The organism is Ornithinibacillus proteolyticus (assembly GCF_039581225.1).
GTDB lineage: Bacteria > Bacillota > Bacilli > Bacillales > Amphibacillaceae > Ornithinibacillus > Ornithinibacillus massiliensis.
Genome location: NZ_JBCPXV010000002.1, coordinates 127,429 through 151,055, shown reverse-complemented (window position 1 = coordinate 151,055; position 23,627 = coordinate 127,429). Strand labels below are relative to the sequence as shown.

Here is a 23,627-nt window from a genome sequence, read left to right as displayed (position 1 = left end):
ACTGTTTATGCTAGGGGGGAAAGCCGTGAATTATCCAAATGGAAAACGGTCACTATCCAATATAAGAAGTAAAACGACTAATCAAACCTTCTCCAATAGAGGGATGACGCTGGAAGAGGATATAAACCAAACGAATCAATATTATTTGGACATGGATCTTGCTATCATTCACAAGAAACCTACGCCCATTCAAATCGTAAAAGTTAACTATCCTAAGCGTAGTGCAGCTGTCATTACCGAAGCGTATTTCAAACAAGCATCAACAACTGATTATAACGGATTATACCGAAATCATTACGTAGACTTTGAGGCCAAAGAAACGAAAAATAAACATTCATTTCCGCTAGCCAATGTGCATGAACATCAGATTCATCATATGGAATCAATTATTAAACACGGCGGCATATGTTTTATGATTATCCGATTTGCACATCACGATGAAACATATCTGTTAGAAGCAAAAGAATTATTAGCCTTTTGGTATGAAAAGGAAACCGATGGTAGAAAATCAATACCATACACGCAAATTAAGCAAAGAGGACACTTCATTCCTTTTAAATACCAAACTAGAGTTGATTACCTTTCGATTATTGATCAACTTTATTTTTAGATTGGAGGTAGTGAGAAATGGCAGAAAAAAGCCAAACTCGCACTGCGCGAAGAAAACAAAAAAAATCAAAAAAGAAACCATTATGGAAAAAGATATTATTAGCATTACTTATTATTTTTCTTGCAATCGGCATAGGTGTAGCTGGTTTATTTACTTATTATATTGCCACAGCACCAGAAATTGATGCATCAAAATTATCAGATCCACTTTCTTCAAAGGTCTATGATATGAATGGTGAAATCATCGCCGATCTTGGAGAATATAAACGGACAAAAATCTCGTATGACGACTTACCTGATATATTAATCGATGCCGTGACTGCGACTGAGGATGCTAGATTTTTTGAGCATTCTGGGATCGACTTAAGAAGGATTGGTGGTGCTATTATAGCGAACATCCGCCATGGATTTGGTTCTGAAGGTGCAAGTACCATTACACAGCAAGTAGTAGAAAGATCTTTCTTAACACCAGATAAAGAAATCAAACTTAAAGTACAAGAACAATGGCTCGCCTTACAGCTAGAAAAAGATTATTCGAAAGAACAGATTTTAGAGATGTATTTAAATAAAATCTATTATGGATCTGGTGCTTATGGTGTAGCTAAAGCTGCTGAAACTTATTTTGGCAAAACCGATTTACATGAGCTAACCATAGCAGAAGCAGCTATTTTAGCAGGGCTACCGCAAAGACCGTCTGCTTATGATCCATTTAAAAATCCGGATCTAACGAAAGAAAGAATGGAAACTGTACTTAAACTAATGGTTCGTCATGACAAAATAACACAAGAAGAAGCTGACGAAGCAATGAAAGTGGATATCCCTTCCCTACTAGTTGAAAAGAAAGAAGTATCGAATCCATACGATGCCTTCCTTCAACAAGTAGAAAAAGAAGTACACGAAAAATTAGATGGTGCCGATATTTATTCTGATGGTCTACAAATTCACACCACCCTAGATAAGAACGCTCAAGACTATGTAGATCTGTTATTATCAGATTCAGAAAGTAATCCAGTTGCCTTCCCTAACGAAGACTTACATGCTGGACTAGTGTTACTTGATACAAAGACGGGAGCAATTCGTGCAATTGGTGGGGACCGCAATTATCAGAATGGCTGGAACTACGCAATTCAAGGTGGTAGCCAAGCTGGTTCTACCTTTAAGCCTATCGTAGCTTATGGCCCAGCCATTGAATACAATAAAATGTCTACTTATCATCAAATTAATGATGATAAGCCATACGAAATTGCAGGAACGGACCAAGCAATTCGAAATTGGAACAGAGCATATCAAGGCTGGATGACAGCTCGCTATGCTTTACAAGAATCACTCAATGTTCCAGCAGTAAAAGTATTAGAAGAAGTTGGCTATGATAACTCGCAAAAATTTGCTAATAACCTGGGGATTGAATTTGCAAATGGTCGCCCACAATTAACGGATGCAATTGGTGGTGCCGATACCAATGTTAACCCACTACAATTAGCAGGAGCTTACCAAGCATTTGGTAATGAAGGTATACGATACGAGCCTTTTGCCGTTTCGAAAGTAGTCTACCCAGATGATCGAACAATTAACTTAGCGCCAGAACCAGAAGTTGCCATGTCTGATTATACAGCTTATATGATCTCTGACATGCTAAAAACTGCCTTAGCACAAGGTTCTTCTGGTGGACCGGCTCGAATTTCAGGTTTACCTATTGCAGCTAAAACAGGTACTACCAACTTAAAAGATGTGGAAGGTACAAAGGACTCATGGATTGCTGGTTACACTACGAACTATACAACTGCAATATGGGTCGGATATGACGAGTCTAACCGCACAATGAATGATGAAAAATTAGTGGCACATAATCTGTTTAAGCAGCTTATGACAAAAGTCCACGAGAATGTGGAGACAGCTGATTTTGTAAAACCTGATTCAGTCGTAGAAGTAAAAGTGGAAAAAGGATCAAATCCTGCTGCCCTACCTAGTGAATATACACCTAGCTCTGAAATTGTTACGGAGTTATTTGTGAAGGGTACAGAGCCTAAAAAGACTTCCGAGCGATTTGATATGCTTGATCCAGTTAAAGGATTAAAAGCGGAATACAAAGAAGATAATAATTCTATTTTAGTCACTTGGAATTATGATTCTGATGAAGAAGTTAACTTTGAAGTCTCAGCTAGTGTAAACGGTGGAGACATGCAAGTCCTCTCCTCTACGGAAGAGAAACAATTAGAAATCAGCCAAGTAACACCTGGTGCTGAATATACGATTCAAGTTGTAGTAAAAAGTAAAGATAATGAAGAAATTCGCAGTGAACCACAATCTGTTAAGATTCAGCTAGATAATGAGGAAGAAGAGGAAGAAAATACTCCTATCAATGCTGTAAGTGGTCTTACTGCTGTATATGACCCAGCAAAATCCATTATCGATGTAAATTGGGGCTATGATGGACCACCGGCTGCTTTCGAAGTTGTAGTGGAAGGTGCACAAGGTGGTACCCAGATGGTAGAATCAAAAGGAATTGAAATTAGTGGAAACTTCACTCCTGGTCAAGTTTACACCATACATGTAACAGCGATTGGCCAAAGAGGAGCTAATGAAGGATCCCGAGGGGAAACCCGTAGTACTTCTGTTGAAATTCCTGGAAATGATGATAATAATCCAGATCCAGAAGATGAAGCAGATGAAGTATCTAACCCTAATTCTGACAATCAGGGCGATGAAGACAATGGAGAAGAATAGTTGATATAACTAAAAAAGCTGTCACAGTTTATCGTGACAGCTTTTTTAAATTGTTTCTCGTTTTTTCATTCTCTTTTGCCCTTCTCTACATACCTCTAGTAAGGGACATTCTGGACAATTCGGATTTTTCGCCTTGCAATGGTAACGTCCAAAAAAGATTAACCGATGGTGGGTCACACTCCATTCATCCTTTGGTACCTTTTTCATTAACGTTTCCTCTACTTCAATGACGGAATCCTTCCAGCGACAAATACCTAATCGTTTGGAAACCCGCTCTACATGAGTGTCTACAGCAATAGCCGGTTCACCAAAGGCAACAGATGCAACGACATTAGCCGTTTTTCGACCAACCCCCGCTAATTTTACTAGCTCATCTTTTGACCTTGGTACTTCCCCACCATATTCCTTGAGTAATACAGTGCAAAGCTTCTGAATGTTTTTTGCCTTATTACGATACAATCCGATAGACCGGATGTCATGCTGTAGTTCTTCAAGTGGTACGGCTAAATAATCCTCAGGTGTTTTATACTTTTGAAAAAGATCCTTTGTAACCTTGTTTACTAGTGCATCTGTACATTGCGCTGATAATAAGACTGCTATTACAAGTTCAAATGGATTACTATGGGTTAATTCACATTCTGCATCTGGAAACATCTTACCTATTTCGTCTAAACAGAATCGAATTTGTTTCTTGTTTAACATTAGTCCTCTCCCTCTAGCCAATTATAATAAAATGATGTATCTCTTTTTGAATTATTTACATTACTTTGTTTGGTGGTCTGATTATCATGGAATCGCTTGGAGGCCTGACGAGCTTGTTCAACTGTATGAATCCCTTTCTTTTGCCATTCTCTAAGAATTCGGTCCATATATTTAAAATTTAACTTAGCCATTAACACAGACTCTCGTAGTGCTGCCTTAATCAATGCTGGTGAGATCTTGTCCTCATCCAACCAAACATTAATCGTCTCTATTTCAAATGGTGAAAGCGGCCTACCAAATTCCTGTTCAAACAAAATAAATAATGTGCCGTCATCATTGTCTTTCTTCTCATCCTTTACAGGCTGGTATATTTTTTCCCATAATGGCTCAAGTGAATAGGATTCGCTTAACTGATTTTGACTATTCTCTGAACGCTCAATCTTCAAGAGATTCCGTTGAATTAGCTTTCGGAGAATCTTCGAGCATTCATTATCGTCCACAGTCAAATAATCCGATATCTCATGTATAGTAGGAAAATCGTTGCCCTGTAAAATAAATCGATGGATGTGTAATATAACGGTTAAATCGGTCTCATTAAGCCCTAATGTTTTATAAGAGAGCAATAATTCGCTCGGTATGCTTATTTGATTATTCATAATATCCTGAATCAACATGTTTTTTTTCATATAGTGCACCTCATATTAAGTATAGCATGAATTGGATGTACATATAAATGTGGCTGTCCCTAATTGGAACAGCCACATTTAGTTTTTTATGGGTACAAACGATTTAACAATCTTGGGAATGGAATTGTCTCACGAACATGCTCTACTCCTGAAAGCCAAGCAACTGTACGCTCTAAACCTAAACCGAATCCAGAGTGTGGTACACTTCCGTATTGTCTTAATTCCAAGTACCATTGATAAGCTGGCCCTGTTAAGCCATGGTCTTCGTAACGTTTTTTCATTAGCTCTAAGTCATCAATTCGTTGGGATCCACCTATAATTTCACCGTATCCTTCTGGAGCAATTAAATCTGCACAAAGAACTACTTCCTCACGATTTGGATCTGGTTTCATATAGAATGCTTTAATTTCTGCTGGATAATTCGTAATAAATACTGGTTTATCAAAGCTCTCAGCAATTGCAGTCTCATGAGGTGCACCGAAATCCTCGCCCCACTCAATGTCTGTAAAGCCCTTCTCCTTTAATAACGCAATCGCATCATCATAGGAAATACGTGGGAATGGAGCTTTTACTTTTTCAAGCTTCGAAGTATCTCTCTCAAGAATATCTAACTCTAATTTACAGTTTTGCAATACAGATTGAACGATATGGCTAACATAATTTTCTTGGATTACTAGGCTTTCTTCATGGTCTACAAATGCCATTTCTGGTTCGATCATCCAGAATTCAATCAAATGACGGCGAGTTTTAGACTTCTCTGCACGGAAAGTAGGTCCGAATGAAAACACTTTTCCAAAGGCCATTGCAGCAGCTTCCATATATAATTGCCCACTTTGAGATAGGTAAGCATCTTCATCAAAGTATTTAGTATGGAATAATTCCGTTGTACCCTCTGCAGAGGATCCTGTTAAAATTGGCGGATCAATCTTGATATATCCGTTATCATTAAAGAATTCATATGTAGAACGAATAATCTCATTTCTTATTTTCATTACAGCATGTTGTCTTTTAGAACGTAACCATAGATGGCGATGATCCATTAAAAATTCTGTTCCATGCTCCTTCGGTGTAATAGGATAATCAACCGATTCATGAATCAATTCAATATCGGAAACTTGCATTTCATAACCGAATGGGGAGCGAGTATCTTCTACAATAGTACCAGTAACATAAATAGAAGATTCCTGTGTTAAGCTTTTTGCAAGCTGAAATGTTTCTTCACTCACATCACTTTTGGCAACAACAGCTTGCATAAATCCTGTGCCATCCCGTAATTGTAAGAATGCAATTTTACCACTAGAGCGCTTATTGGCAAGCCATGCTCCGATTGTTACTGATTTCCCCTCATGTTTGGGTACTTGTGCGATTGTTGTTTTCAACGAAATAACCTCCATTAGTAAAAAATTTGCTTCGTCATGTGAATATCTATTATTGATGTTTTTCTACAAATCGTTTAATTCGATGAGCAGCTTCAATTAATTGCTCTATTTCGATTGCATAAGATAAACGCATGTAATTAGGTGCTCCAAAGCCTGAACCAGGTACTACAGCAATCTTTTCCTCTTCCAGTAATGCTGTTACCCAGTCATCCACAGAATCAAAGCCATTTAATTTAGCAGCTTCGGATACATTTGGAAATAAATAGAATGCTCCCTGAGGCTTTTTACAGGTCACTCCTGGAATAGTAACGATTAAATCATATAACGCATCGAGTCTTTCTGCAAATACTTTACGCATTTCAATAGTTGGATCCTCTTCTGCTTGATATGCTGCTAACGAAGCATATTGTGTAATTGAAGTTGGATTAGATGTTGAATGCGATGCTAAATTAGTCATTGCCTTTATAATTACTTCTGGACCTGCAGCATAGCCGATTCTCCATCCAGTCATCGCATGTGATTTCGATAGGCCATTAATCACGATAGTCTGCGCTTTTAATGCAGAAGAAAGTTGTGCAATAGATACATGCTTATCTTCTGTGTAGATTAATTTCTCATAAATTTCATCAGAAATGATAAAAATATTATGCTTTAAGCAGATTTCTCCTAACGCTTTCAGCTCATCTTCACTATACATCATCCCTGTTGGATTACTTGGAGAATTTATAATGACCGCTTTTGTACAATCCGATATTGCTGCTTCCAATTGTTCTGGTGTAATTTTAAAATCATTTTCTTCTAAGCCATCTACAATAACTGGTTTTCCACCAGCTAGTTTAATTTGTTCTGGATAGCTTACCCAATACGGCGCTGGAACAATGACTTCATCACCTTCATTTAAAATCACTTGAAAAAGCGTATATAAAGCATGCTTAGCACCTGAAGTAACAATGATTTCGTTCATTTGATAATCAAGCTCGTTATCCTGTTTTAATTTCTTCATTATAGCTTGCTTTAATTCATTAATACCACCAGCAGGTGTGTACTTCGTCATGCCTTGATCCATTGCATCTTTTGCAGCTTGAATAATATATGCTGGTGTATTAAAATCTGGTTCACCTGCACCAAGTCCGATAACGTCAAAACCATTATTTTTTAATTCCCTCGCCTTTGCTGTAATAGCTAAGGTTGACGATGGGGTTAATGTTTTTACTCTGTTTGCAATCTCCATTTTGCAATTCCCTCACTTAATCAAACATTTTTTTAAAGCGAAATTCTTCATACTTTGAGCCATCAAACATAGACACATAATCCATCACATATCGTCCCGCTTCATCGTAGTAGGTAATCTCCCATAATGGATTATGATCGGTAATTGCCGGAACAATTTTAATGAACTCACAATTGGTACATGTTTGTTGCCAGCTTTGACGAATGGATTCAACTGGAATAATCTCATCCTCATTAATGGTGGTTAATTCATCCTCTTCGTCATCAGGAATAAATACCATTAAACTTTGATTATCTTCAGTAGTACCAGTGACGATATAATGGAGTGTATCCCCGTGATATCGCATCGTTTCCACTACTTCGATTACTTCTGTTTCCTCAATTACTCGTTTTTCAGCATGTTCAAACCCATTCGTTTTACTTTTTTCTATATTGTTATATAAGACCGTTAAAAAGATAAGAATAGCAACAACAACAATGATCAATGCGAAAATAACCCATTTTGTCCAGGAGGGAGCACTTATATTATTTCTTCGCATATGTTACCTACGTTTGTTACTACCTTCAAATTTCTAATACGTGGCTGAATTCTTTTATTTCTTTCCATATCATTTACCCTCCAAATTCCTATACCTATCAAATTGCTTCTATTCTTATCAATTATTACTAATCATAGTTGCTTATATGCTGCTAATACTATAATTACGTTGAACTTAAATAAGATGAAACACATCCATTATACCAAGCATTTCCCGATTTTTGTTTTGATTTTATTTATTTCAACCAAAAAACTTCTAAACTCCATACCATCTCATTGAACTGATGCCCCTCGCATCAGTTTTTTTTATGTCAAAACATTACAGAATGAGGAAAACAACGTGATACTGTGCCGTATTGAAAATTAATGGTTAAAACCATTCTCTTGCTTTTTTCATTAATTCGGTTGTTGAATCAAAGGCAATCGGTACTTTTGGAATGGATTCCGTGAAATACTTCCCATAGGACGATCTTATCATTCTCGCATCACACACAAATACAATCCCTCTATCATTATTTGAACGAATAAGCCTTCCGAACCCTTGTTTAAAACGGATAACCGCATTTGGAAGTGCTAAATCATAAAATGCATTTCCACCAGTTTTCTTCATATCTTGCGCCTTTGCCTCATATACAGGGTGATTAGGAGGTTGAAATGGCAATCTTACTATCACTAAACACGATAGATCATCACCTGGAATATCGACACCCTCCCAAAATGAACTTGTTCCTAGTAGGATTGATTGATCGAATGTTTGGAAGTTCTTTTTTAATCTTTCTCTACTACCACTTGAAATACCTTGGGCAATAAGTACAAACTTATCATTTTCCATGGATTCTTTCATTAAATAATACGATTTTTTAAGCATATCATACGATGTGAATAGTACCAGCATCCTACCACTGGTGATTTCTGCAAGGGATAGGATAGCCTCACAAGTTGCCGTAACAAAATCGTCCGAATTACTATAATTCCACTCTGGAAAATCGTTCGGAACCATCACACGAACTTGATCTTCATAAGAAAAAGGAGAGGGTATTTTTTTCGAATAAAGCCGATTATTTGGTATTCCTAGCCGTTTTTGAATGAAACTAAACGAATTTTTCATCGTTAAAGTAGCGCTGGTTAAAATAGCACTTTCTTTTACAGCAAAAAATTGTTCTTGAAGCACAGCGGATACATTAACTGGTTCACTATATAAATAAACCGCATTTTTAGCACCATATGCTTCAATTTCTATCCATTTCACGGCAACAGAATCATTATCAAGTAAGAATAATTGTTCTATCCCATCAATAAAGGACTGAAGTAATTCAATACGATGCTCTGTTTCATCCTTTGCTTCCTTGTCACTCAATTGTTGGCTTATGATAGTAAGGTAATGGATTAAATCCCGAATGTAAAAGATAACCCTTGTAGCCATCTCTTTAATTGGATTCCATCTCACTGCTTTCTCTTTTCTTTCTTCATACCGATACTGAATTCGGCCGACATCACTTAATACCTTCTTCGTTCCTTCTAGGTGTAACACATATTGAAAGATCGAACGGAACAAATCATCTAATTCATACTTGGTTAAGCTAACTAAATCATTCCAGCGTTCAGAGGAAACGGCCTCTTTAATCTCGTCATGACTAGTGGCAAGCTTATCTATCCATTTCCCTTCCCCAAAGGATCCAATTTGGTTGATTACATGTTGCATATTAACATAATCAAGCTTTAAACCATAGTGTTTTGAAGCGGTCTCTTCTAAGTGATGTGCCTCATCAATGATGACTTTATCGTATTTTGGTAAAAACTGATACTCATTAAATATATCGGTACATAATAATGCATGATTCGTAATAATAATATCTGCTAATTGAGCTTTTCTCCGTGCTTTCTGGTAATAGGAATATTTAAACCATGGTGAAGAAGGATCCGCTTGTCCTTCCGTATCAGCAGAGATTCGTCTATAAAATAGTTGGCCATGGGAAGGCAAGTGTAATTCATCTATATCACCTGTTTCAGTTTCCAATAACCAGACGAGAATCATGGCTTTCGTTAAGGCAATATCATAGTTATCCTGCTCAGAGGAATACAATTCATGAATGAATTTTTCAATACTAATATAATGCTGCTTTCCTTTTAATAACGCCACTTTAAATGGAAATGATAGTAGCTTTTTCACCAAAGGAATTTCTTCTTCTAATAGCTGTGATTGCAGCTGTGTCGTATACGTACTAATCACTATTTTCTTATTTGTTTTTACCGCTTCATAAATAGCTGGTATCAAATAGGCTAATGACTTTCCTGTACCGGTCTCCGCTTCAATAAGAGCGTGTTTTTTTCCCTGGAATGAATCATAAATGTCCTCAGACATGATTCGTTGTCCATCTCTTTTTTCGTACTGCTTAATCGCTGATTCCATTGAACCATTCTCTTCATAGATAGAATCTAAATACTCGCCAAAGGAAGTCGTGATCATTACTTTTTCACGCTTCATAGGAATATTATTACGGAAAGCAAGTCCCTTATAACTAATATAATCCGTTTCCTCAGGCTTAAAGGCAACTTGTTCCAATTGTTTGTTTAGAATGTCATATAAATCGGACTTTAATGATTTTTCGATTTTTAAAAGATGCTGTAATGTTTCATATGGTAAGGTAGATATCTTTTCCTTTAAGATAAGGAAGAGCTTTGCTGTGACATAAGCATCTGATAATGCACGATGCGGATTATCATGTTTAATATTTAAATAATCCGCCAACTGTCCTAACTTAAAGCCAGGTGCCTGTGGTAACAGAATTCTAGTTAATTCCACCGTATCCAGTACAGGATTTCGTAATCTAGGTTTACCAATAGACGTTAGTTCTGAATTTAAGAATCCCATATCAAATGGGACATTATGAGCGATTAGGTAACTGTTTTCTAGTAAAGTCGTTATCGTGTCCGCCATTTCTGTAAAAGATGGTGCATCCTTTACATCTTCATCTTTAATTCCCGTTAGCTTTGTAATAAAGGGTGGTATCGATTTTTCTGGGTATAACATCGTTGAAAATTCATCCGTGATTTGATCATCTTCAATTACAACGATACCCACTTCGATAATTTTATCTTGGTTTGCACTAGAGTTTCCTGTTGTTTCTAAATCCAAGACAACAAATCGATTCATTCCCTCACCACCTTTATATGTCATTTAATATAATGTACTTCATCGTATCGTTTAAACTTTATTCCTTTTTTTCTTCATCACAAGTTGAAGAGGTATCTCAGGTTAAAAGGAAAACCTACCTAAGAGACACCTCCCCTACCATGCCTTATGTATTACCAAACCAATCAATTTCTCCAGAATATACCTTCTTAATCGTGCCATCCTCATACTTCGCTAATAATGCCCCGTCCTCGGCAATTCCTGTTAATACTGCTCTTTGAACATCATGGAACGTCTTAATGCTAGTAACCTCTCCGATTCGATAACCATAGCTTTCCCACTTTTCCTTAATTACTGAAAATCCTTTATCGAGGAAATCTTCATACGTCTTTTCGAAGTATAATAAGATTTGTTGAATTAATTCTGTCATATTCCATGACTTACTAGTTTCTATCTTTAATGATGTTGCTTTCGATTGAATATCTTCCGCAAGGTCATCCGGTTCGTGATTCACATTAATTCCGATGCCAATAACTACATATTGGATACGGTCTTGTTCTGCTTGCATCTCCGTTAGAATACCAGAAGTTTTTTTATCTTGTAATATAATATCATTTGGCCATTTAATTTTTGGATTAAGCTTCAATTCTTTCTTCAATACGTCAGCTAATACGGTTGCCGTAAGTAAAGTCAATTGAGGAGCTAAATATGGTGGGATAGATGGCCTTAAAATAATACTCATCCATATCCCTTTGTTCCTCGAACTGTACCATGCTCTACTTAACCTTCCCTTCCCAGCAGTTTGTTCATCTGCAATTACGACTGTCCCATGGTCTGCAAGATTCGTAGCTAAATCATGGGCAATATGCTGGGTAGAAGTAGTGGATTCCTTATGAATAATTGTTTTGCCTAACCAGGTTGTGTTCAATCCCCATTGTACGGTATTTTCACTTACTTTATTTGGTGATTGAATAATCCGATAGCCTTTGTTACGAATTCCCTCAACAACATAGCCATCTTTTTCCAATTCCTTTATATGCTTCCAAATTGCACTGCGGGAAATTTGGAGCTGATTTGAAATCTCTTGTCCAGATATATAGCTATCCTGGTTACTGGATAATAAATTAATTATTTTTGCTCGGGTGGATTCCATTTTAGCCAATCCTTTAATATCGTTTTGTTGTTTTGTAATTCTCCTAGAACAACTAATCTTTCTAGTTTCTCCAGTTTATCCTGAATCCAAGGTCCTTTTGGAACAGTAGGAAATAATTTTATTATATCATTTCCATTGATATTTAGGTCTTTTTTTGATGTAAGGTTTAATTGTTTTTTTAATCTGTAAAGTTCATCCTTGTCTATCTTAGTTGGAAACATTATCTCGGTAATTCGATAGAACGCGTTGTAATAATCTGGTGGGAGTTGATATACTAACCAATTATCTAAGCCGTTAGCTTTATAATATTCTACTGCTTGGTTCAATTGAAAAGCTTCTCTTAGAATTTTATTAGAACATTTCCATTTCTTGCCAATAGTTCTTATGTCTACTTCAGGCTCCATCTGATGAATGATACAGAGCACTTCAGCTAATGTATGCAGTGGTTGCATAATAGGGACAAGCTTGGCAATGAGATGATAATCTTTCAGAACTGGAAGCTCTTGGTCTATCCTTAATTCTACCATATAAGATAGTGCGTTTTTCACATTCTCACCAGCAAATAACTTCTGTAACTCAACGGTTATTCGCTCAACAGCAAGTTCCGTTATCGATTGTTTCGTAGCCATAATTGCTTTTAAAGTGTTTTCTTCTATTTGGAATCCTAGTTGACTGGAAAAGCGAATTGCTCGTAGAATTCGAAGCGGATCTTCTTGGAATCGATCATGGCCATTTCCTACAGCTCGAATTAATGCTTTCTCAATATCTTCTCGACCTTGAAACAAATCAATTATATGCCCATGCTTGTCCATGGCAAGGGCATTAATGGTAAAGTCTCTTCTCGCTAAATCCTCGTCAATCTTATCAATAAATTGTACAGAATCAGGATGGCGCTGGTCTGAGTACTCTCCTTCCACTCGAAAGGTGGTTACCTCATACGAAACACCACGATGTCTAACGATGACCGTTCCATGCTGAATTCCTACAGGGATTACTTCATCAAAAATAGCCTGCACTTCAAAAGGCTTTGCAGAGGTTGTAATATCAACATCACCAATTGGTCGTTTTAATAAAAAATCTCTAACACAGCCACCAACAAAGAATGCCTGGTGACCTGCTTCTTCTATCTTTTCAATAATAGCTAACGCTTCTCGAAAAGGCTCTGTTAGTTCCTTCATTATTCCTAAACACCTCTATTTACTAATTCGATAATAATTTATGATATAAGTCCATGTACTGGTTTAATATAATAGATGAATGGAAATGATTCCGAACACGTTCAAGAGCTTTTTCAGAAAAACGCTTTAGTAATGACTCATCAGTTAATAATTGTTTGGCATAGTAAGCTGCTGTCTCGACGTCGCCTAACTCCACAATATATCCTGTTTCATCGTGAACAATAACCTCTGGTATCCCACCAACATTCGTACCAATACAAGCTACTTCGCAAGCCATTGCTTCTATTAATACTAATCCAAAACTTTCTTTTTCTGAAAGTAATAAATTCAAATCTGCTATCGATAATAAATCACTTATATTTTTTTGTTTGCCTAGGAATAACACATCATCTTGAATACCTAATCTTGTCACCAGATTAAATGTATTAGTATATTCTGGACCATCTCCGACTAGCAGTAACTTCGCTTTCATATCATCTCTTATTCGCTTAAATGTGTTTACAGTATCCTCTAGGCGCTTTACTTTTCGAAAGTTTGAAATATGTATAATGACCTTTTCATCTTCCTGTATACCATATTGTGCCTTAATTTCTTCTAAATCTCGCTTATAGTACTCTTCCTCGTTAACAAAATTGTAAATCACGGAAATTTCTTTATCTGTTTCGATCATATGTTTAGTCTGATTAGCTAAATCCTTAGATACAGCTGTTACAGCATCAGAATTTTCAATTCCATATTTAATCATCCGCTTAAACGTATTATCAATCCCTAATACCGTTATATCTGTTCCATGTAATGTAGTTACTATTTTCACATCACGTTTAGCCATGTCTCGTGCTAAAATAGCACACACTGCATGAGGCATGGCATAATGAACGTGTAGAATATCCAGTTCTTCACGATCAATTACTTCAGCCATTTTGGTAGCTAATGCCAAGTCATAAGGAGGATATTGAAATACTGGATAATGACCAACTTCTACCTCGTGATAATAAATATTGGGAATTACTCGGTTTAAACGAAAAGGTAGACTAGACGTTATAAAATGTATTTCATGCCCCTGCTCGGCAAGGAGCATCCCTAATTCTGTAGCAATCACACCTGATCCACCTACAGATGGGTAACAGGTTATTCCTATTTTTTTCATCCTCAATATTCCTTTTTCCCTTTCATTATCTTTCGCCAATCAAGACTACCGTGCTCTAATCCATGTATAAATATCTCTGCTGAACTTAAGTTCGTTGCAAGTGGAATTTGATGTACATCACAAAGCCTTATAAGTGCACTTACATCTGGTTCATGAGGCTGAGCGGTTAAAGGATCACGGAAGAATATAACCATATCCATCTCATTATTCGCAATCATGGCTCCGATTTGTTGATCTCCACCTAAAGGGCCAGATAGAAAACGATGAATGGCTAAGCCTGTTTCCTCGGTAATTAACTTTCCAGTCGTCCCTGTTGCAAATAATTGATGCTTTTCTAACACATGTTTGTAAGCTAAAGCAAAATTTATCATGGCTTGTTTCTTCTTATCATGAGCTACTAATGCAATATTCATAAACTACCTCCAGTTATTAATCCAAATCTAGGACATTTTCCAAACCATAGACTAGTTCGTCAAAGTGAAACACCTGATTTACGGATAATTTAATTCCTTCCATAAAGGACTTTCTATTCATTGAATCATGTTTAATCGTTAATGTTTGGCCCTCTCCTCCAAAAATGACCTCCTGGTGTGCGACGAGCCCTGGTAACCGTAAACTATGTATGTGGATACCATCATCCTGTGCTCCTCTTGCCCCTTTCAGTATTTCTACTTCATCAGGGTGGCCTTGTGCTTTACTCTCACGTACGTTTTTTATCATTTCAGCAGTTTTTATTGCGGTTCCAGATGGCGCATCAACCTTTTGATTATGATGTTTTTCAATAATTTCGATGTCTGGAAAATATTTCGCTGCTATTTTGGAAAAGTGCATCATAAGTATAGCTCCTATGGCAAAATTGGGAGCTATAATAATGCCAGTTTTATTCTCTTTCGCTACTTGTTTCATCTCTTCTAACTGCTCATTAGTAAATCCAGTCGTACCCACTACACAGCGTATATTTTGCTGTAAAGCGATAAGAATATGATGATAGCTTGCTTCAGCAACCGTAAGATCTATTAATACATCTACTTCCTTTGCATAGAAGCACTCCTCTGGGTTTTGATATACCGGAATAGCCTTCTCAGCTAGTGATGGTATGGAAGAAGCTTTATGATCAATGCAAGCAACTAAATTAAAGCTTGGCTCTGCTAATACCATTTGTACTGCTTCAGACCCCATTCGCCCACGAGGACCAGCAATAACTATATTTTTCCTCATTCTCGTTCCTCCTGTTGTACTTCCTTCTTCGTCCATCTATCCTTATCTCTCGTTTCGAATTTCGTCATCGATCGGTTAAAAGCGTCCGAGAGGTCAATATCTAATGAATTAGCCATACATGCAATAACAAATAAGATGTCACCTAATTCATCTTCCACAGTATTTTCTTTCTCAGTAGATTTCTTCGGCTTCTCCCCGTAATAATGATTCATTTCCCGAGCGAGTTCTCCTACCTCTTCCGTTAATCTAGCCATTAAAGCTAAAGGTGAAAAATAGCCCTCTTTAAATTGACTAATGTATTGATCCACTCTTTTTTGCATTTCTTTTGTAGTAATTTCTGAAGTTTGAATGATAATCTGCCCCTTTTCGAGTAGCATTTTCTTTAATGTTAGCGAATCCGATGATTTTTGACAAATTATTTAGCACGGGAAAGCATTGTTCTAACCATTTAAATTGATTATAATAGGAAAAGTGTTCTATCGAATCTTTTTATAAATGGAGGTGCAACAATGATTTTCGGCTTAAAAATGAAAAATATCCTTTTCATCTTAATTGGTGCTGCTATTTTTTCTTTTGGAATCGTTCACTTTAACATGCAGCATAACCTTGGTGAAGGTGGTTTTACTGGTATTACCTTAATCTTATATTTCGCATTCAAATGGGATCCAGCAATTACGAATATCGTTCTGAACATTCCAATCCTCCTTATTGGTTGGAAATATCTCGGTCGAAATACACTTTTTTACACCATTATTGGGACTTTATCTGTTTCTTTATTCTTAAGCATTTTCCAATATTACGAATATGAAATTCATTTAGAACAAGATATGTTTCTTGTTTCGTTATTTGCTGGTGTCTTTATCGGAGTAGGACTAGGAATTGTATTTCGATATGGCGGAACTACTGGCGGTGTCGATATTATTGCACGAATTGTACATAAATACATAGGTTGGAGCATGGGAAAAACCATGTTTGTATTTGACTTTGTCGTAATCGTTACCTCCATTTTTACCATTCTTGAACTGGATCAAGGAATGTATACATTAGTTGCGGTATATGTAGGTGCACGAGTCATTGATTTTATTCAGGAAGGTGCCTACTCTGCTCGTGGAGCAACTATTATCTCCTCTAAGAGTGATGCCATTGCTAAGAAAATCATGCGCGATATGGACCGTGGCGTAACCGTTTTAGATGGACGAGGTAGCTTTACAGGCGAAAAAAGAGATGTATTATATTGTGTTGTCGGTAGAAATGAAATTGTAAAATTAAAAAGCATTATTAATGCAATTGATCCACAAGCGTTCGTCGCAGTTGGTACTGTTCACGATGTCTTGGGGGAAGGATTCACATTAGACGAAAATAAAAATCCAATTAATGATTAAGTAACTCGAATGACGTAACGAAGGAATAATGGCTTTACAACAGAACGTAACGGATAAAAACATAGGGGCGAGAGCAAATGAATACACGCTCTCGCCTGCTTATTTATAAGGAGCAAAAACCCTTCCTTTACCAAAGATCCAATGAATAATAAAAAATCCGAACGAATGCGAATTCTCCTGAAAGAAGTCAACATGGTCCGGATCTTTTAATGTTATTCCCTATCTTGTTTAATGAATTGCTTAATCTTGGTTACTTGCTACAATCATTAATATAAAGCGGATTAATTCCGCAACTGCTACTAATGCAGCAGCTACATATGTCATAGCCGCAGCATTTAATACCTTCTTCGTATCACGTTCTTCATTATTTCGAATGACCCCAGTAGATACTAATTGCGCCATTGCACGATTCGAGGCATCGAATTCTACCGGTAATGTTACTAATTGGAATAACACCGCAGCAGCAAAGAATATAACACCGACTATAGCAAGTGTTGGAGAAAAGAATAATCCAGCAATAATTAAAAAGATCGCAGCATTAGAGCCAAAATTGGCTACCGGTACCAAAGCACTTCTAAATCGTAAAAATGCATAGGACTCTGCATCTTGAATGGCGTGTCCTACTTCGTGAGCAGCTACAGCTGATGAAGCCATGGATTGCCCGTGATAAATACCACTTGAAAGAAAAACAGCTTTCTTCCTTGGATCATAATGATCGGTTAGTGTTCCTTTTGTCTCATGAATTTCAACATCATAAAGCCCATTATCATTAAGAATTTTACGTGCCACTTGAGCACCTGTCATCATAGATGATGTAGCTACTTTAGAGTACTTATTATACGTACTTTTGACCTTTGATTGTGCCCAAAGTGGGATAATCATAAGAAGGGCTATATAGATTAAATAGGTTCCAAGAGTCATGGCACATTCCTCCATTAAGTTAATGTATCTCTATAGTCAATTTTAGTCAAATGGTCAGATTTAGTCAATTAATTTGTCGTTATCTCTATGCTGCTTCTCCTTCTTCTCACCTTGATATTTTCTCCAACTAACATAGGATAATGTACATACTATAGTTCCACCAACAATTAGCAGTAACCAATAAAAGGGGAGAAGATTATCCTCACCTTTTTCATTATCCGTGGTGGCTAGTATAACATCACTCCAAAGCATCTCCATCAGAAAAAAAAACACTATCCCTATGATAATCCACATCATCACTTTTATTGATCGATTCTTTTTCATAGAGATCACCCTTTTTCATGAGTATCTCTATAAATGTATGTCACTTCATTAGCTGTTATAACTTACAGGGCTTGGCTTATCTTTAATAGTTAACTTGTAAGCAATCCAAATGGATACAATACTGAGCCAAAATGTAAAATAGCCTATTTTATCCATATGCTCAGTTAGCGTAGAATAAATGGGCATCATTCCAAATACATAATCAATTATATCATTATGTAAAGTCCAAATAGCTGCAATAACAATGTGTATAAACCTTATTTTATAATACGGGGCATATAGTAATCCTTGGATTGCCATAGCTGCATGAGATACCATTAACATATAACCACTTGGTGCTAAGTCCCCATTCAACCATAATGTTAAAAGGTTCATCACTACAGCCCAGATTCCATATTTGAACAATGTAATAATCGCCAAAGCTTCAATTAATGGAAAATGCTTTTTAAAGATAAAAAACAATAAAAATATCGTAAAGAATAAACTTGCGGTCGGACTATCTGGAACAAATATTAGGAAAATTGGTGGTGTAATTGCTAGCTGGGAGCGATACCAATAAAATCCATAGATTGTACCAATTAAATTAATGATAAATAATAAAACAAGGTAGCGCTTATCTAGCAATATCGCTTTTAACATGTAAATATAGTTCTCCTCCTTAGAAATCAAAAGCACCTTTACCATGTTGGCAAAGGTGCTTTTCTAAACAATGATTATTCTGCCGCCTGCTCATTGACTGATATAATAAAATCAACCAATTGTTCAAGCTCTTCATCCGTACCAGTAAACATACCAGCAGGCATGCCACCAATACCTTCTTTTGCGATAGTAGCAATTTCATCTGCTGTATGTTCAGTACCAATAAGCGCTGGTGCTGCAGAACTACCTTCTAATGCATCACCATGACACTGTAAACAGCTTGATTCATAAGCCGCATAGCCTTCATGTGACGTATCTATTTCAACATCAGTAGGTGGAATTGGTTTATTCATTTCTGCACGCTCTTCCCAATCAACATGAGATGCAGAAGTGTAGGTTAACCATACCACAGATACTAAAGCAAGTAACATCATAATAACAGCTATTGGCCGTTGATGTGGTCTACGTCCTGGACCATTATCTAAGAATGGTGCTAGAAGAAGTGCCCCGAATGCAAGACCAGGTATTCCAATCATACCAAGTAGTACATACGGTCCACTAGCGAATTCATATTTAAGTAATTCATACAAGAACAAGAAGTACCAGTCTGGTAAAGGTATATATGCTGCATTCGTTGGATCAGCCATTCCTTCTAGTGGAGATGGATGTGCTAATGTAAGACATAAAAATCCAACTAAAAATACTGCACCTACTAACCACTCTTTTAATAAGAAGTTGGGCCAAAAAGCTTCTGTTCTTCCAGGATACTCAGAATAATCTTTAGGTATTTGTGATGCTCTACGCTCTGCCGGTACACGAGAATCTCCGACAAATTTCATTCCTTTTCCCTTATGCATAGCCTTCCCCTCCTTTTTATAGTGGTCCAGAAATACCTTGTCTACGGATTAAGATAAAGTGAGCTCCCATAAGTGCAAATAATGCAGCTGGTAGGAAGAATACATGAATCGCAAAGAAACGAGTCAGTGTTTGAGCTCCTACAATGTCTTCATCACCCGCAAGTAATGCTTTTAGATCGCCACCTATGAGCGGAACTTGCTCGGCCATCTCCAATCCTACTTGTGTAGCAAAGTATGCTTTGTTATCCCAAGGTAATAGATATCCTGTGAATCCTAAACCTAGCATAACGAAGAAGATAAGTACCCCTACCATCCAGTTTAATTCACGAGGTTTTTTATATGCTCCTTGGAAGAACACCCTTAAAGTATGTAATAAAAGCATTACGATAACGACACTAGCACCCCAGTGGTGCATGCCACGTACAATTTGACCATGTGCAACTTCAGTTTGTAAGTAATATACAGATTTCCAAGCGTTTTCAATATCTGGTACGTAATACATGGTTAAGAACATACCTGATAAAATTTGAATAACAACCACGAAGAATGTTAAACCACCAAAACAATATACAAATGCAGAAAAATGATGGGCAGGGTTAACATGTTCTGGTACTTCATGGTCTGCAATATCCCGCCAGATTGGCGTAATATCAATACGCTCATCAATCCAGTCATAAATCTTTTGTAGCATAAATGATTACGCCTCCTTCCTAGATATTGCTTTACCTAAGTATAGCATTCCATTTTCCACTTTTTGTTCATACAATGCTAATGGCGCTGTCGGTGGTGTTCCTGGAACATTCACACCATCCTTGGTGTAGCGACCATCATGACATGGGCAAAAGAATTGATCCGGATAACTTTCATTTCCCTCCCACGATACAACACAGCCTAGATGTGTACATATTGGGGAAAGTGCTACAATGTTTCCGCTATCATCTTTATAAACCCACGCTGTTCTTGTTGGTTGTGACTCATACCATCCATCTACTTGTTCAATTTGCCAATCGACACGTTGAGGTGTTGTTGTAATATCTTCAACAGCAAGACCGACGTTTACAAAGTCACCTTCACTTGGTGGCTGTAAAACTGGGTCAATTGCCATTCTGAGCATAGGTGCAAGCAAACCAGCAGCCATAAATCCTCCAACACCAGTTAGTGTATAATTCAGAAATTGACGACGGGACACTTGTTGCTTTTCTTCGCTCATGATTTTCCCCCCTCTTCACAATAATCACGGACAATAATTTTAATCATATTACTAGGACAATATCATGATAGCGCAAACTTACTGCTCGGTCAATACATATCCATCTATGTTCTGAAAGATTTCATAATTTTATTACGTTTACCAATAACTGCGTATAAGATCGATGACATCTGGAACTTGTCCCCTTATTAATTGCAGCATATTAGCAGAATTTGTCTCATCAATTTGAACCCCAGGAACCCATAAGAGATGAGCCTCTAAATTTTTTTCATAACGCTTCCAACTAGCATCGAAGGTTAAGATGAACACATGCTCAAACGGTTGTTTCTTAATTTCCTCACACCACTCATTTAGTCGCTTCGCTTCTTGTTCCTTATCACCAAATTCTAAATAATAATAGTTAGGAATTAAAAGTACTCTACCTGACAGCTCTTTTTCAATTTCCGTCGCAAAGATAGATAAGCTTTCTCTTTTGGAAGTACTTTTTCCAAAAGACGCTTCTTGTGATACTTGAAACGGAATAATTGGAATGATAGCAGTATCAATATATTCTTTTGAGCCAACATAGAGCTCCATATCCTTTTTTGTCCATTGCATGTATGTAGCCACCTTTTTAAGTATTTACTAAATTTAATATTTTTATGATTCCCAAGTTAATATACTGTTGCAAACAAAAAAAATCAACCTATTGCTCTTGCAAAGTAGGTTGACTAAGCATTTTCAACTCCAGGATTCTAAGTTCTTTTACTAATTTGTTAAATTGGTCTTTATCTTGTTCATCTAAGCTCCGATCAATTTTCTCTAACAATTGCTTTTTTCGAAATTCAAAAAGTGAATGTTCCAGCAGTAATTTAGCATTATCTTTGTCTTGCTGGGTAATTAAATATTCATCTGGAACAAAAGGATTTTCTTCTAATACGGAAGCATATAGATGATTTTGATTTGACTGATTAAAATTTAATTGAATATATAATGACTCATGTTGATTGAGACGAATATCGTGAAATGCCTTTTCAGCGTCTGTGGTTACTAAATGATTTTTGTAAAAGCGGAATGGGACTTCTTTGGAACATTGACTGGTAATAATAACACTTCTAACACAGAATTTAGCGTCATGAACAAAGTGAACATTTTCTAATATTTCTTGATGATTAATTAAGTAGTTCAGAATCCATACACTTTCCCGTTTTTTTAATTGATAATTATTGAGGAACCATTGTAAAAACTTCTTTTTATCCTTTACTGAAACAGGTGCTTGCATAGCGTTTATTACCTCCTCCCCTTCACCATATTACATTTGCTTCAAACGATTAACGTATTCCATGATTTCATCGTCCTGTGGGTCTTGCTCTAAATAGGTAGTGAATACCTTAATCGCCTCTAAAGATTTCCCTTCTTCAACTAAGAAGTATCCGTATTCTTTTAAGAAGTCATTATCATGTTGTAAGCTATTATATGCTTCCTTATAGTGATTTAATGCATCATTATAGGATTCAATTTCAATATAGGCACGTGCAATTTCCCAGTCGTATAAAGGATCGTCACCACCATATTCTTTGACCATACGAATTAACTCGATAATTTCTTCCGGCTTGTCCTTCAATTTTAACAGTTCTATTAAAAACAGAACTGCTTCCTTATAATCCATATCGAGATTAACTGCTTCTCGAATGTGTTTTTCACTTTCCACATCTAGATTACATTTATGAGCCAAGGTCCCCGCTAAGTAGTATAGTTCCTTATTAAACTCATCTAATTTTAGACCCTTTAATGTCGTTTCGTAAGCATCATTTAGTAACTCCTCGTCCTCATACGCCTTCGCTAACTGCATATATGCAGTATGATAATAAGGATCTTCTTCAATTAACTCCTCCCATACATGAATAGCAATATCCTTACGATCTGCTTGATATGCTGTAACCCCATATTTAAATAACATATCTGGATTTTTGCTATCTGTTTTTTCGTAATAGGTTAATGCAACCTCATACTCTCCAACGTTAGCATAAGATTCTGCTAATCTTTCATAAATCGGGATATCGTGCACATCGGATTTTAAGGCTTTTTCATAAAAGGTGATGGCTCGCTTGAAATCTCCGAAAGAATAATAGAGCTCTCCTAAACCTAAATCAATGATTGGCTCAGACGGATCTAACTCTTTCGCTTGAAGAAGCTTTTGCTCTGCTACCTCAAATAATCCTTGGGATTGATAAAGGTCTGCAAGTGCTACTAAAGCTTGCAAATAAGCGTCATCTCCTTTTGGAATAGAGTTAAGCAGATCGATAGCTTTTTCATCGTTATCTTGTTCGATATAAATATCCGTGAGGTATAATTTTAATTCACTTTCTTCTGGATACTTTTCAAGTAATCTAGACAGAATTTCTTCAGCTTCCACTAAAAATCCCCAATGCAAATAAAATTCCGCATACCAATATAGCTCTTCATCAGATGCTTTTGTCATTTGCTTACGTATAAGCTTTAGCGCCTCGTCTACCTTATCCATCTCCATTAAGTTGTTTGCTTTTTCAATAATATTCACTTTAAAATCCCTTCCATCTACAGTTAAATTATCTCTACTAAGAAACTAGATTACGTGG

General features: G+C 36.7%; 24 protein-coding genes. 3 read left to right on the top strand and 21 right to left on the bottom strand.

All coding sequences use genetic code 11. From position 1 onward, the window contains the following. The first annotated feature begins 25 nt into the window (after positions 1-25). Positions 26-610, top strand: coding sequence for a Holliday junction resolvase RecU (gene recU, locus AAIB49_RS02240; protein WP_339214920.1), 585 nt, complete (start codon positions 26-28; stop codon positions 608-610). A gap of 17 nt (positions 611-627) precedes the next feature. Next, a complete protein-coding gene (locus tag AAIB49_RS02235) occupies positions 628-3,333 on the top strand; it encodes a transglycosylase domain-containing protein (protein WP_343457066.1) in 2,706 nt (901 codons plus the stop codon). A 45-nt stretch (positions 3,334-3,378) separates the two neighbouring features. On the opposite strand, the gene nth is transcribed toward AAIB49_RS02235, so the two are convergent. From nth to AAIB49_RS02175, 12 genes are all read right to left on the bottom strand, one after another. Continuing rightward, a complete protein-coding gene (gene nth / locus AAIB49_RS02230; RefSeq protein WP_343457064.1) occupies positions 3,379-4,035 on the bottom strand; it encodes an endonuclease III in 657 nt (218 codons plus the stop codon). Continuing rightward, a complete protein-coding gene (locus AAIB49_RS02225; protein ID WP_343457063.1) occupies positions 4,035-4,721 on the bottom strand; it encodes a DnaD domain-containing protein in 687 nt (228 codons plus the stop codon). The genes nth and AAIB49_RS02225 overlap by 1 nt, the downstream gene beginning before the upstream one ends. Before the next feature lie 86 nt (positions 4,722-4,807). Continuing rightward, a complete protein-coding gene (asnS, locus tag AAIB49_RS02220) occupies positions 4,808-6,100 on the bottom strand; it encodes an asparagine--tRNA ligase (protein ID WP_339214914.1) in 1,293 nt (430 codons plus the stop codon). A 49-nt stretch (positions 6,101-6,149) separates the two neighbouring features. After that, a complete protein-coding gene (locus AAIB49_RS02215; protein ID WP_343457062.1) occupies positions 6,150-7,331 on the bottom strand; it encodes a pyridoxal phosphate-dependent aminotransferase in 1,182 nt (393 codons plus the stop codon). Positions 7,332-7,347: 16 nt separating this feature from the next. Further along, a complete protein-coding gene (locus AAIB49_RS02210) occupies positions 7,348-7,869 on the bottom strand; it encodes a cell wall elongation regulator TseB-like domain-containing protein (protein WP_343457061.1) in 522 nt (173 codons plus the stop codon). A 369-nt stretch (positions 7,870-8,238) separates the two neighbouring features. Further along, positions 8,239-11,022, bottom strand: coding sequence for an ATP-dependent DNA helicase DinG (gene dinG / locus AAIB49_RS02205; RefSeq protein WP_343457060.1), 2,784 nt, complete (start codon positions 11,020-11,022; stop codon positions 8,239-8,241). A gap of 145 nt (positions 11,023-11,167) precedes the next feature. Continuing rightward, positions 11,168-12,154, bottom strand: a complete 987-nt coding sequence (locus AAIB49_RS02200; RefSeq protein ID WP_339214909.1) for a biotin--[acetyl-CoA-carboxylase] ligase — start codon at positions 12,152-12,154, stop codon at positions 11,168-11,170. After that, a complete protein-coding gene (locus tag AAIB49_RS02195; protein WP_343457059.1) occupies positions 12,130-13,332 on the bottom strand; it encodes a CCA tRNA nucleotidyltransferase in 1,203 nt (400 codons plus the stop codon). The genes AAIB49_RS02200 and AAIB49_RS02195 overlap by 25 nt, the downstream gene beginning before the upstream one ends. 22 nt (positions 13,333-13,354) lie before the next feature. After that, positions 13,355-14,479, bottom strand: a complete 1,125-nt coding sequence (gene bshA / locus AAIB49_RS02190; RefSeq protein ID WP_339214905.1) for an N-acetyl-alpha-D-glucosaminyl L-malate synthase BshA — start codon at positions 14,477-14,479, stop codon at positions 13,355-13,357. A gap of 2 nt (positions 14,480-14,481) precedes the next feature. Next, positions 14,482-14,892, bottom strand: coding sequence for a methylglyoxal synthase (gene mgsA, locus AAIB49_RS02185; protein WP_339214903.1), 411 nt, complete (start codon positions 14,890-14,892; stop codon positions 14,482-14,484). 16 nt (positions 14,893-14,908) lie between these two features. Continuing rightward, entirely contained in the window at positions 14,909-15,697 is a 789-nt protein-coding gene (gene dapB / locus AAIB49_RS02180; RefSeq protein ID WP_343457057.1) for a 4-hydroxy-tetrahydrodipicolinate reductase, read from the bottom strand. Further along, on the bottom strand, positions 15,694-16,074 hold the full coding sequence (locus tag AAIB49_RS02175; protein WP_343457056.1) for a nucleotide pyrophosphohydrolase: 381 nt from the start codon (positions 16,072-16,074) through the stop codon (positions 15,694-15,696). Before AAIB49_RS02175 ends, dapB begins: the two co-directional genes overlap by 4 nt. 132 nt (positions 16,075-16,206) lie before the next feature. On the opposite strand from AAIB49_RS02175, the gene AAIB49_RS02170 reads away from it, so the two are divergent. After that, entirely contained in the window at positions 16,207-17,079 is an 873-nt protein-coding gene (locus AAIB49_RS02170) for a YitT family protein (RefSeq protein WP_343457055.1), read from the top strand. Between the two features lie 240 nt (positions 17,080-17,319). On the opposite strand, the gene AAIB49_RS02165 is transcribed toward AAIB49_RS02170, so the two are convergent. From AAIB49_RS02165 to AAIB49_RS02125, 9 genes are all read right to left on the bottom strand, one after another. Further along, positions 17,320-18,000 (bottom strand): zinc metallopeptidase, encoded by a 681-nt coding sequence (locus AAIB49_RS02165; RefSeq protein WP_339214895.1) that lies wholly within the window; start codon positions 17,998-18,000, stop codon positions 17,320-17,322. A 60-nt stretch (positions 18,001-18,060) separates the two neighbouring features. Then, complete coding sequence (locus tag AAIB49_RS02160; RefSeq protein WP_343457054.1) at positions 18,061-18,324, bottom strand: sporulation protein YpjB; 264 nt, start codon at positions 18,322-18,324, stop codon at positions 18,061-18,063. A gap of 48 nt (positions 18,325-18,372) precedes the next feature. After that, complete coding sequence (gene lhaT, locus AAIB49_RS02155) at positions 18,373-18,963, bottom strand: lipoprotein heptaprenylglyceryl N-acetyltransferase LhaT (protein WP_343457053.1); 591 nt, start codon at positions 18,961-18,963, stop codon at positions 18,373-18,375. 74 nt (positions 18,964-19,037) lie between these two features. After that, a complete protein-coding gene (locus AAIB49_RS02150; protein ID WP_343457052.1) occupies positions 19,038-19,820 on the bottom strand; it encodes a menaquinol-cytochrome c reductase cytochrome b/c subunit in 783 nt (260 codons plus the stop codon). 16 nt (positions 19,821-19,836) lie between these two features. Further along, the gene (gene qcrB / locus AAIB49_RS02145; protein WP_343457051.1) at positions 19,837-20,511 is read right to left on the bottom strand and encodes a menaquinol-cytochrome c reductase cytochrome b subunit; all 675 of its coding nucleotides are present in this window, start codon (positions 20,509-20,511) and stop codon (positions 19,837-19,839) included. Positions 20,512-20,517: 6 nt separating this feature from the next. Continuing rightward, positions 20,518-21,030 carry a Rieske 2Fe-2S domain-containing protein gene (locus AAIB49_RS02140; RefSeq protein WP_343457050.1) on the bottom strand — a complete coding sequence of 171 codons (513 nt, stop codon included), beginning with the start codon at positions 21,028-21,030 and terminating at the stop codon, positions 20,518-20,520. A 138-nt stretch (positions 21,031-21,168) separates the two neighbouring features. Beyond that, the gene (locus AAIB49_RS02135) at positions 21,169-21,627 is read right to left on the bottom strand and encodes a DUF2487 family protein (protein WP_343457048.1); all 459 of its coding nucleotides are present in this window, start codon (positions 21,625-21,627) and stop codon (positions 21,169-21,171) included. Positions 21,628-21,715: 88 nt separating this feature from the next. Further along, positions 21,716-22,291: a ReoY family proteolytic degradation factor gene (locus AAIB49_RS02130; RefSeq protein ID WP_186869781.1), complete on the bottom strand. Its 576-nt coding sequence runs from the start codon at positions 22,289-22,291 to the stop codon at positions 21,716-21,718. A gap of 30 nt (positions 22,292-22,321) precedes the next feature. Continuing rightward, positions 22,322-23,569: a tetratricopeptide repeat protein gene (locus AAIB49_RS02125; protein ID WP_343457047.1), complete on the bottom strand. Its 1,248-nt coding sequence runs from the start codon at positions 23,567-23,569 to the stop codon at positions 22,322-22,324. Between the last annotated feature and the right edge of the window lie 58 nt (positions 23,570-23,627).

Bases quoted from the DNA above. Each gene is read 5' to 3' on its own strand.
- AAIB49_RS02165 (WP_339214895.1), bottom strand. From the start codon at position 18,000: ATGACTCTTGGAACCTATTTAATCTATATAGCCCTTCTTATGATTATC.
- dapB (WP_343457057.1), bottom strand. From the start codon at position 15,697: ATGAGGAAAAATATAGTTATTGCTGGTCCTCGTGGGCGAATGGGGTCT.
- AAIB49_RS02135 (WP_343457048.1), bottom strand. From the start codon at position 21,627: ATGCAATGGACAAAAAAGGATATGGAGCTCTATGTTGGCTCAAAAGAA.
- nth (WP_343457064.1), bottom strand. From the start codon at position 4,035: ATGTTAAACAAGAAACAAATTCGATTCTGTTTAGACGAAATAGGTAAG.
- AAIB49_RS02170 (WP_343457055.1), top strand. From the start codon at position 16,207: ATGATTTTCGGCTTAAAAATGAAAAATATCCTTTTCATCTTAATTGGT.
- dinG (WP_343457060.1), bottom strand. From the start codon at position 11,022: ATGAATCGATTTGTTGTCTTGGATTTAGAAACAACAGGAAACTCTAGT.
- AAIB49_RS02235 (WP_343457066.1), top strand. From the start codon at position 628: ATGGCAGAAAAAAGCCAAACTCGCACTGCGCGAAGAAAACAAAAAAAA.
- AAIB49_RS02150 (WP_343457052.1), bottom strand. From the start codon at position 19,820: ATGCATAAGGGAAAAGGAATGAAATTTGTCGGAGATTCTCGTGTACCG.
- AAIB49_RS02160 (WP_343457054.1), bottom strand. From the start codon at position 18,324: ATGAAAAAGAATCGATCAATAAAAGTGATGATGTGGATTATCATAGGG.
- AAIB49_RS02195 (WP_343457059.1), bottom strand. From the start codon at position 13,332: ATGAAGGAACTAACAGAGCCTTTTCGAGAAGCGTTAGCTATTATTGAA.
- lhaT (WP_343457053.1), bottom strand. From the start codon at position 18,963: ATGTTAAAAGCGATATTGCTAGATAAGCGCTACCTTGTTTTATTATTT.
- AAIB49_RS02210 (WP_343457061.1), bottom strand. From the start codon at position 7,869: ATGCGAAGAAATAATATAAGTGCTCCCTCCTGGACAAAATGGGTTATT.
- mgsA (WP_339214903.1), bottom strand. From the start codon at position 14,892: ATGAATATTGCATTAGTAGCTCATGATAAGAAGAAACAAGCCATGATA.
- AAIB49_RS02215 (WP_343457062.1), bottom strand. From the start codon at position 7,331: ATGGAGATTGCAAACAGAGTAAAAACATTAACCCCATCGTCAACCTTA.
- bshA (WP_339214905.1), bottom strand. From the start codon at position 14,479: ATGAAAAAAATAGGAATAACCTGTTACCCATCTGTAGGTGGATCAGGT.
- AAIB49_RS02140 (WP_343457050.1), bottom strand. From the start codon at position 21,030: ATGAGCGAAGAAAAGCAACAAGTGTCCCGTCGTCAATTTCTGAATTAT.
- AAIB49_RS02130 (WP_186869781.1), bottom strand. From the start codon at position 22,291: ATGCAAGCACCTGTTTCAGTAAAGGATAAAAAGAAGTTTTTACAATGG.
- AAIB49_RS02200 (WP_339214909.1), bottom strand. From the start codon at position 12,154: ATGGAATCCACCCGAGCAAAAATAATTAATTTATTATCCAGTAACCAG.
- qcrB (WP_343457051.1), bottom strand. From the start codon at position 20,511: ATGCTACAAAAGATTTATGACTGGATTGATGAGCGTATTGATATTACG.
- AAIB49_RS02175 (WP_343457056.1), bottom strand. From the start codon at position 16,074: ATGCTACTCGAAAAGGGGCAGATTATCATTCAAACTTCAGAAATTACT.
- AAIB49_RS02225 (WP_343457063.1), bottom strand. From the start codon at position 4,721: ATGAAAAAAAACATGTTGATTCAGGATATTATGAATAATCAAATAAGC.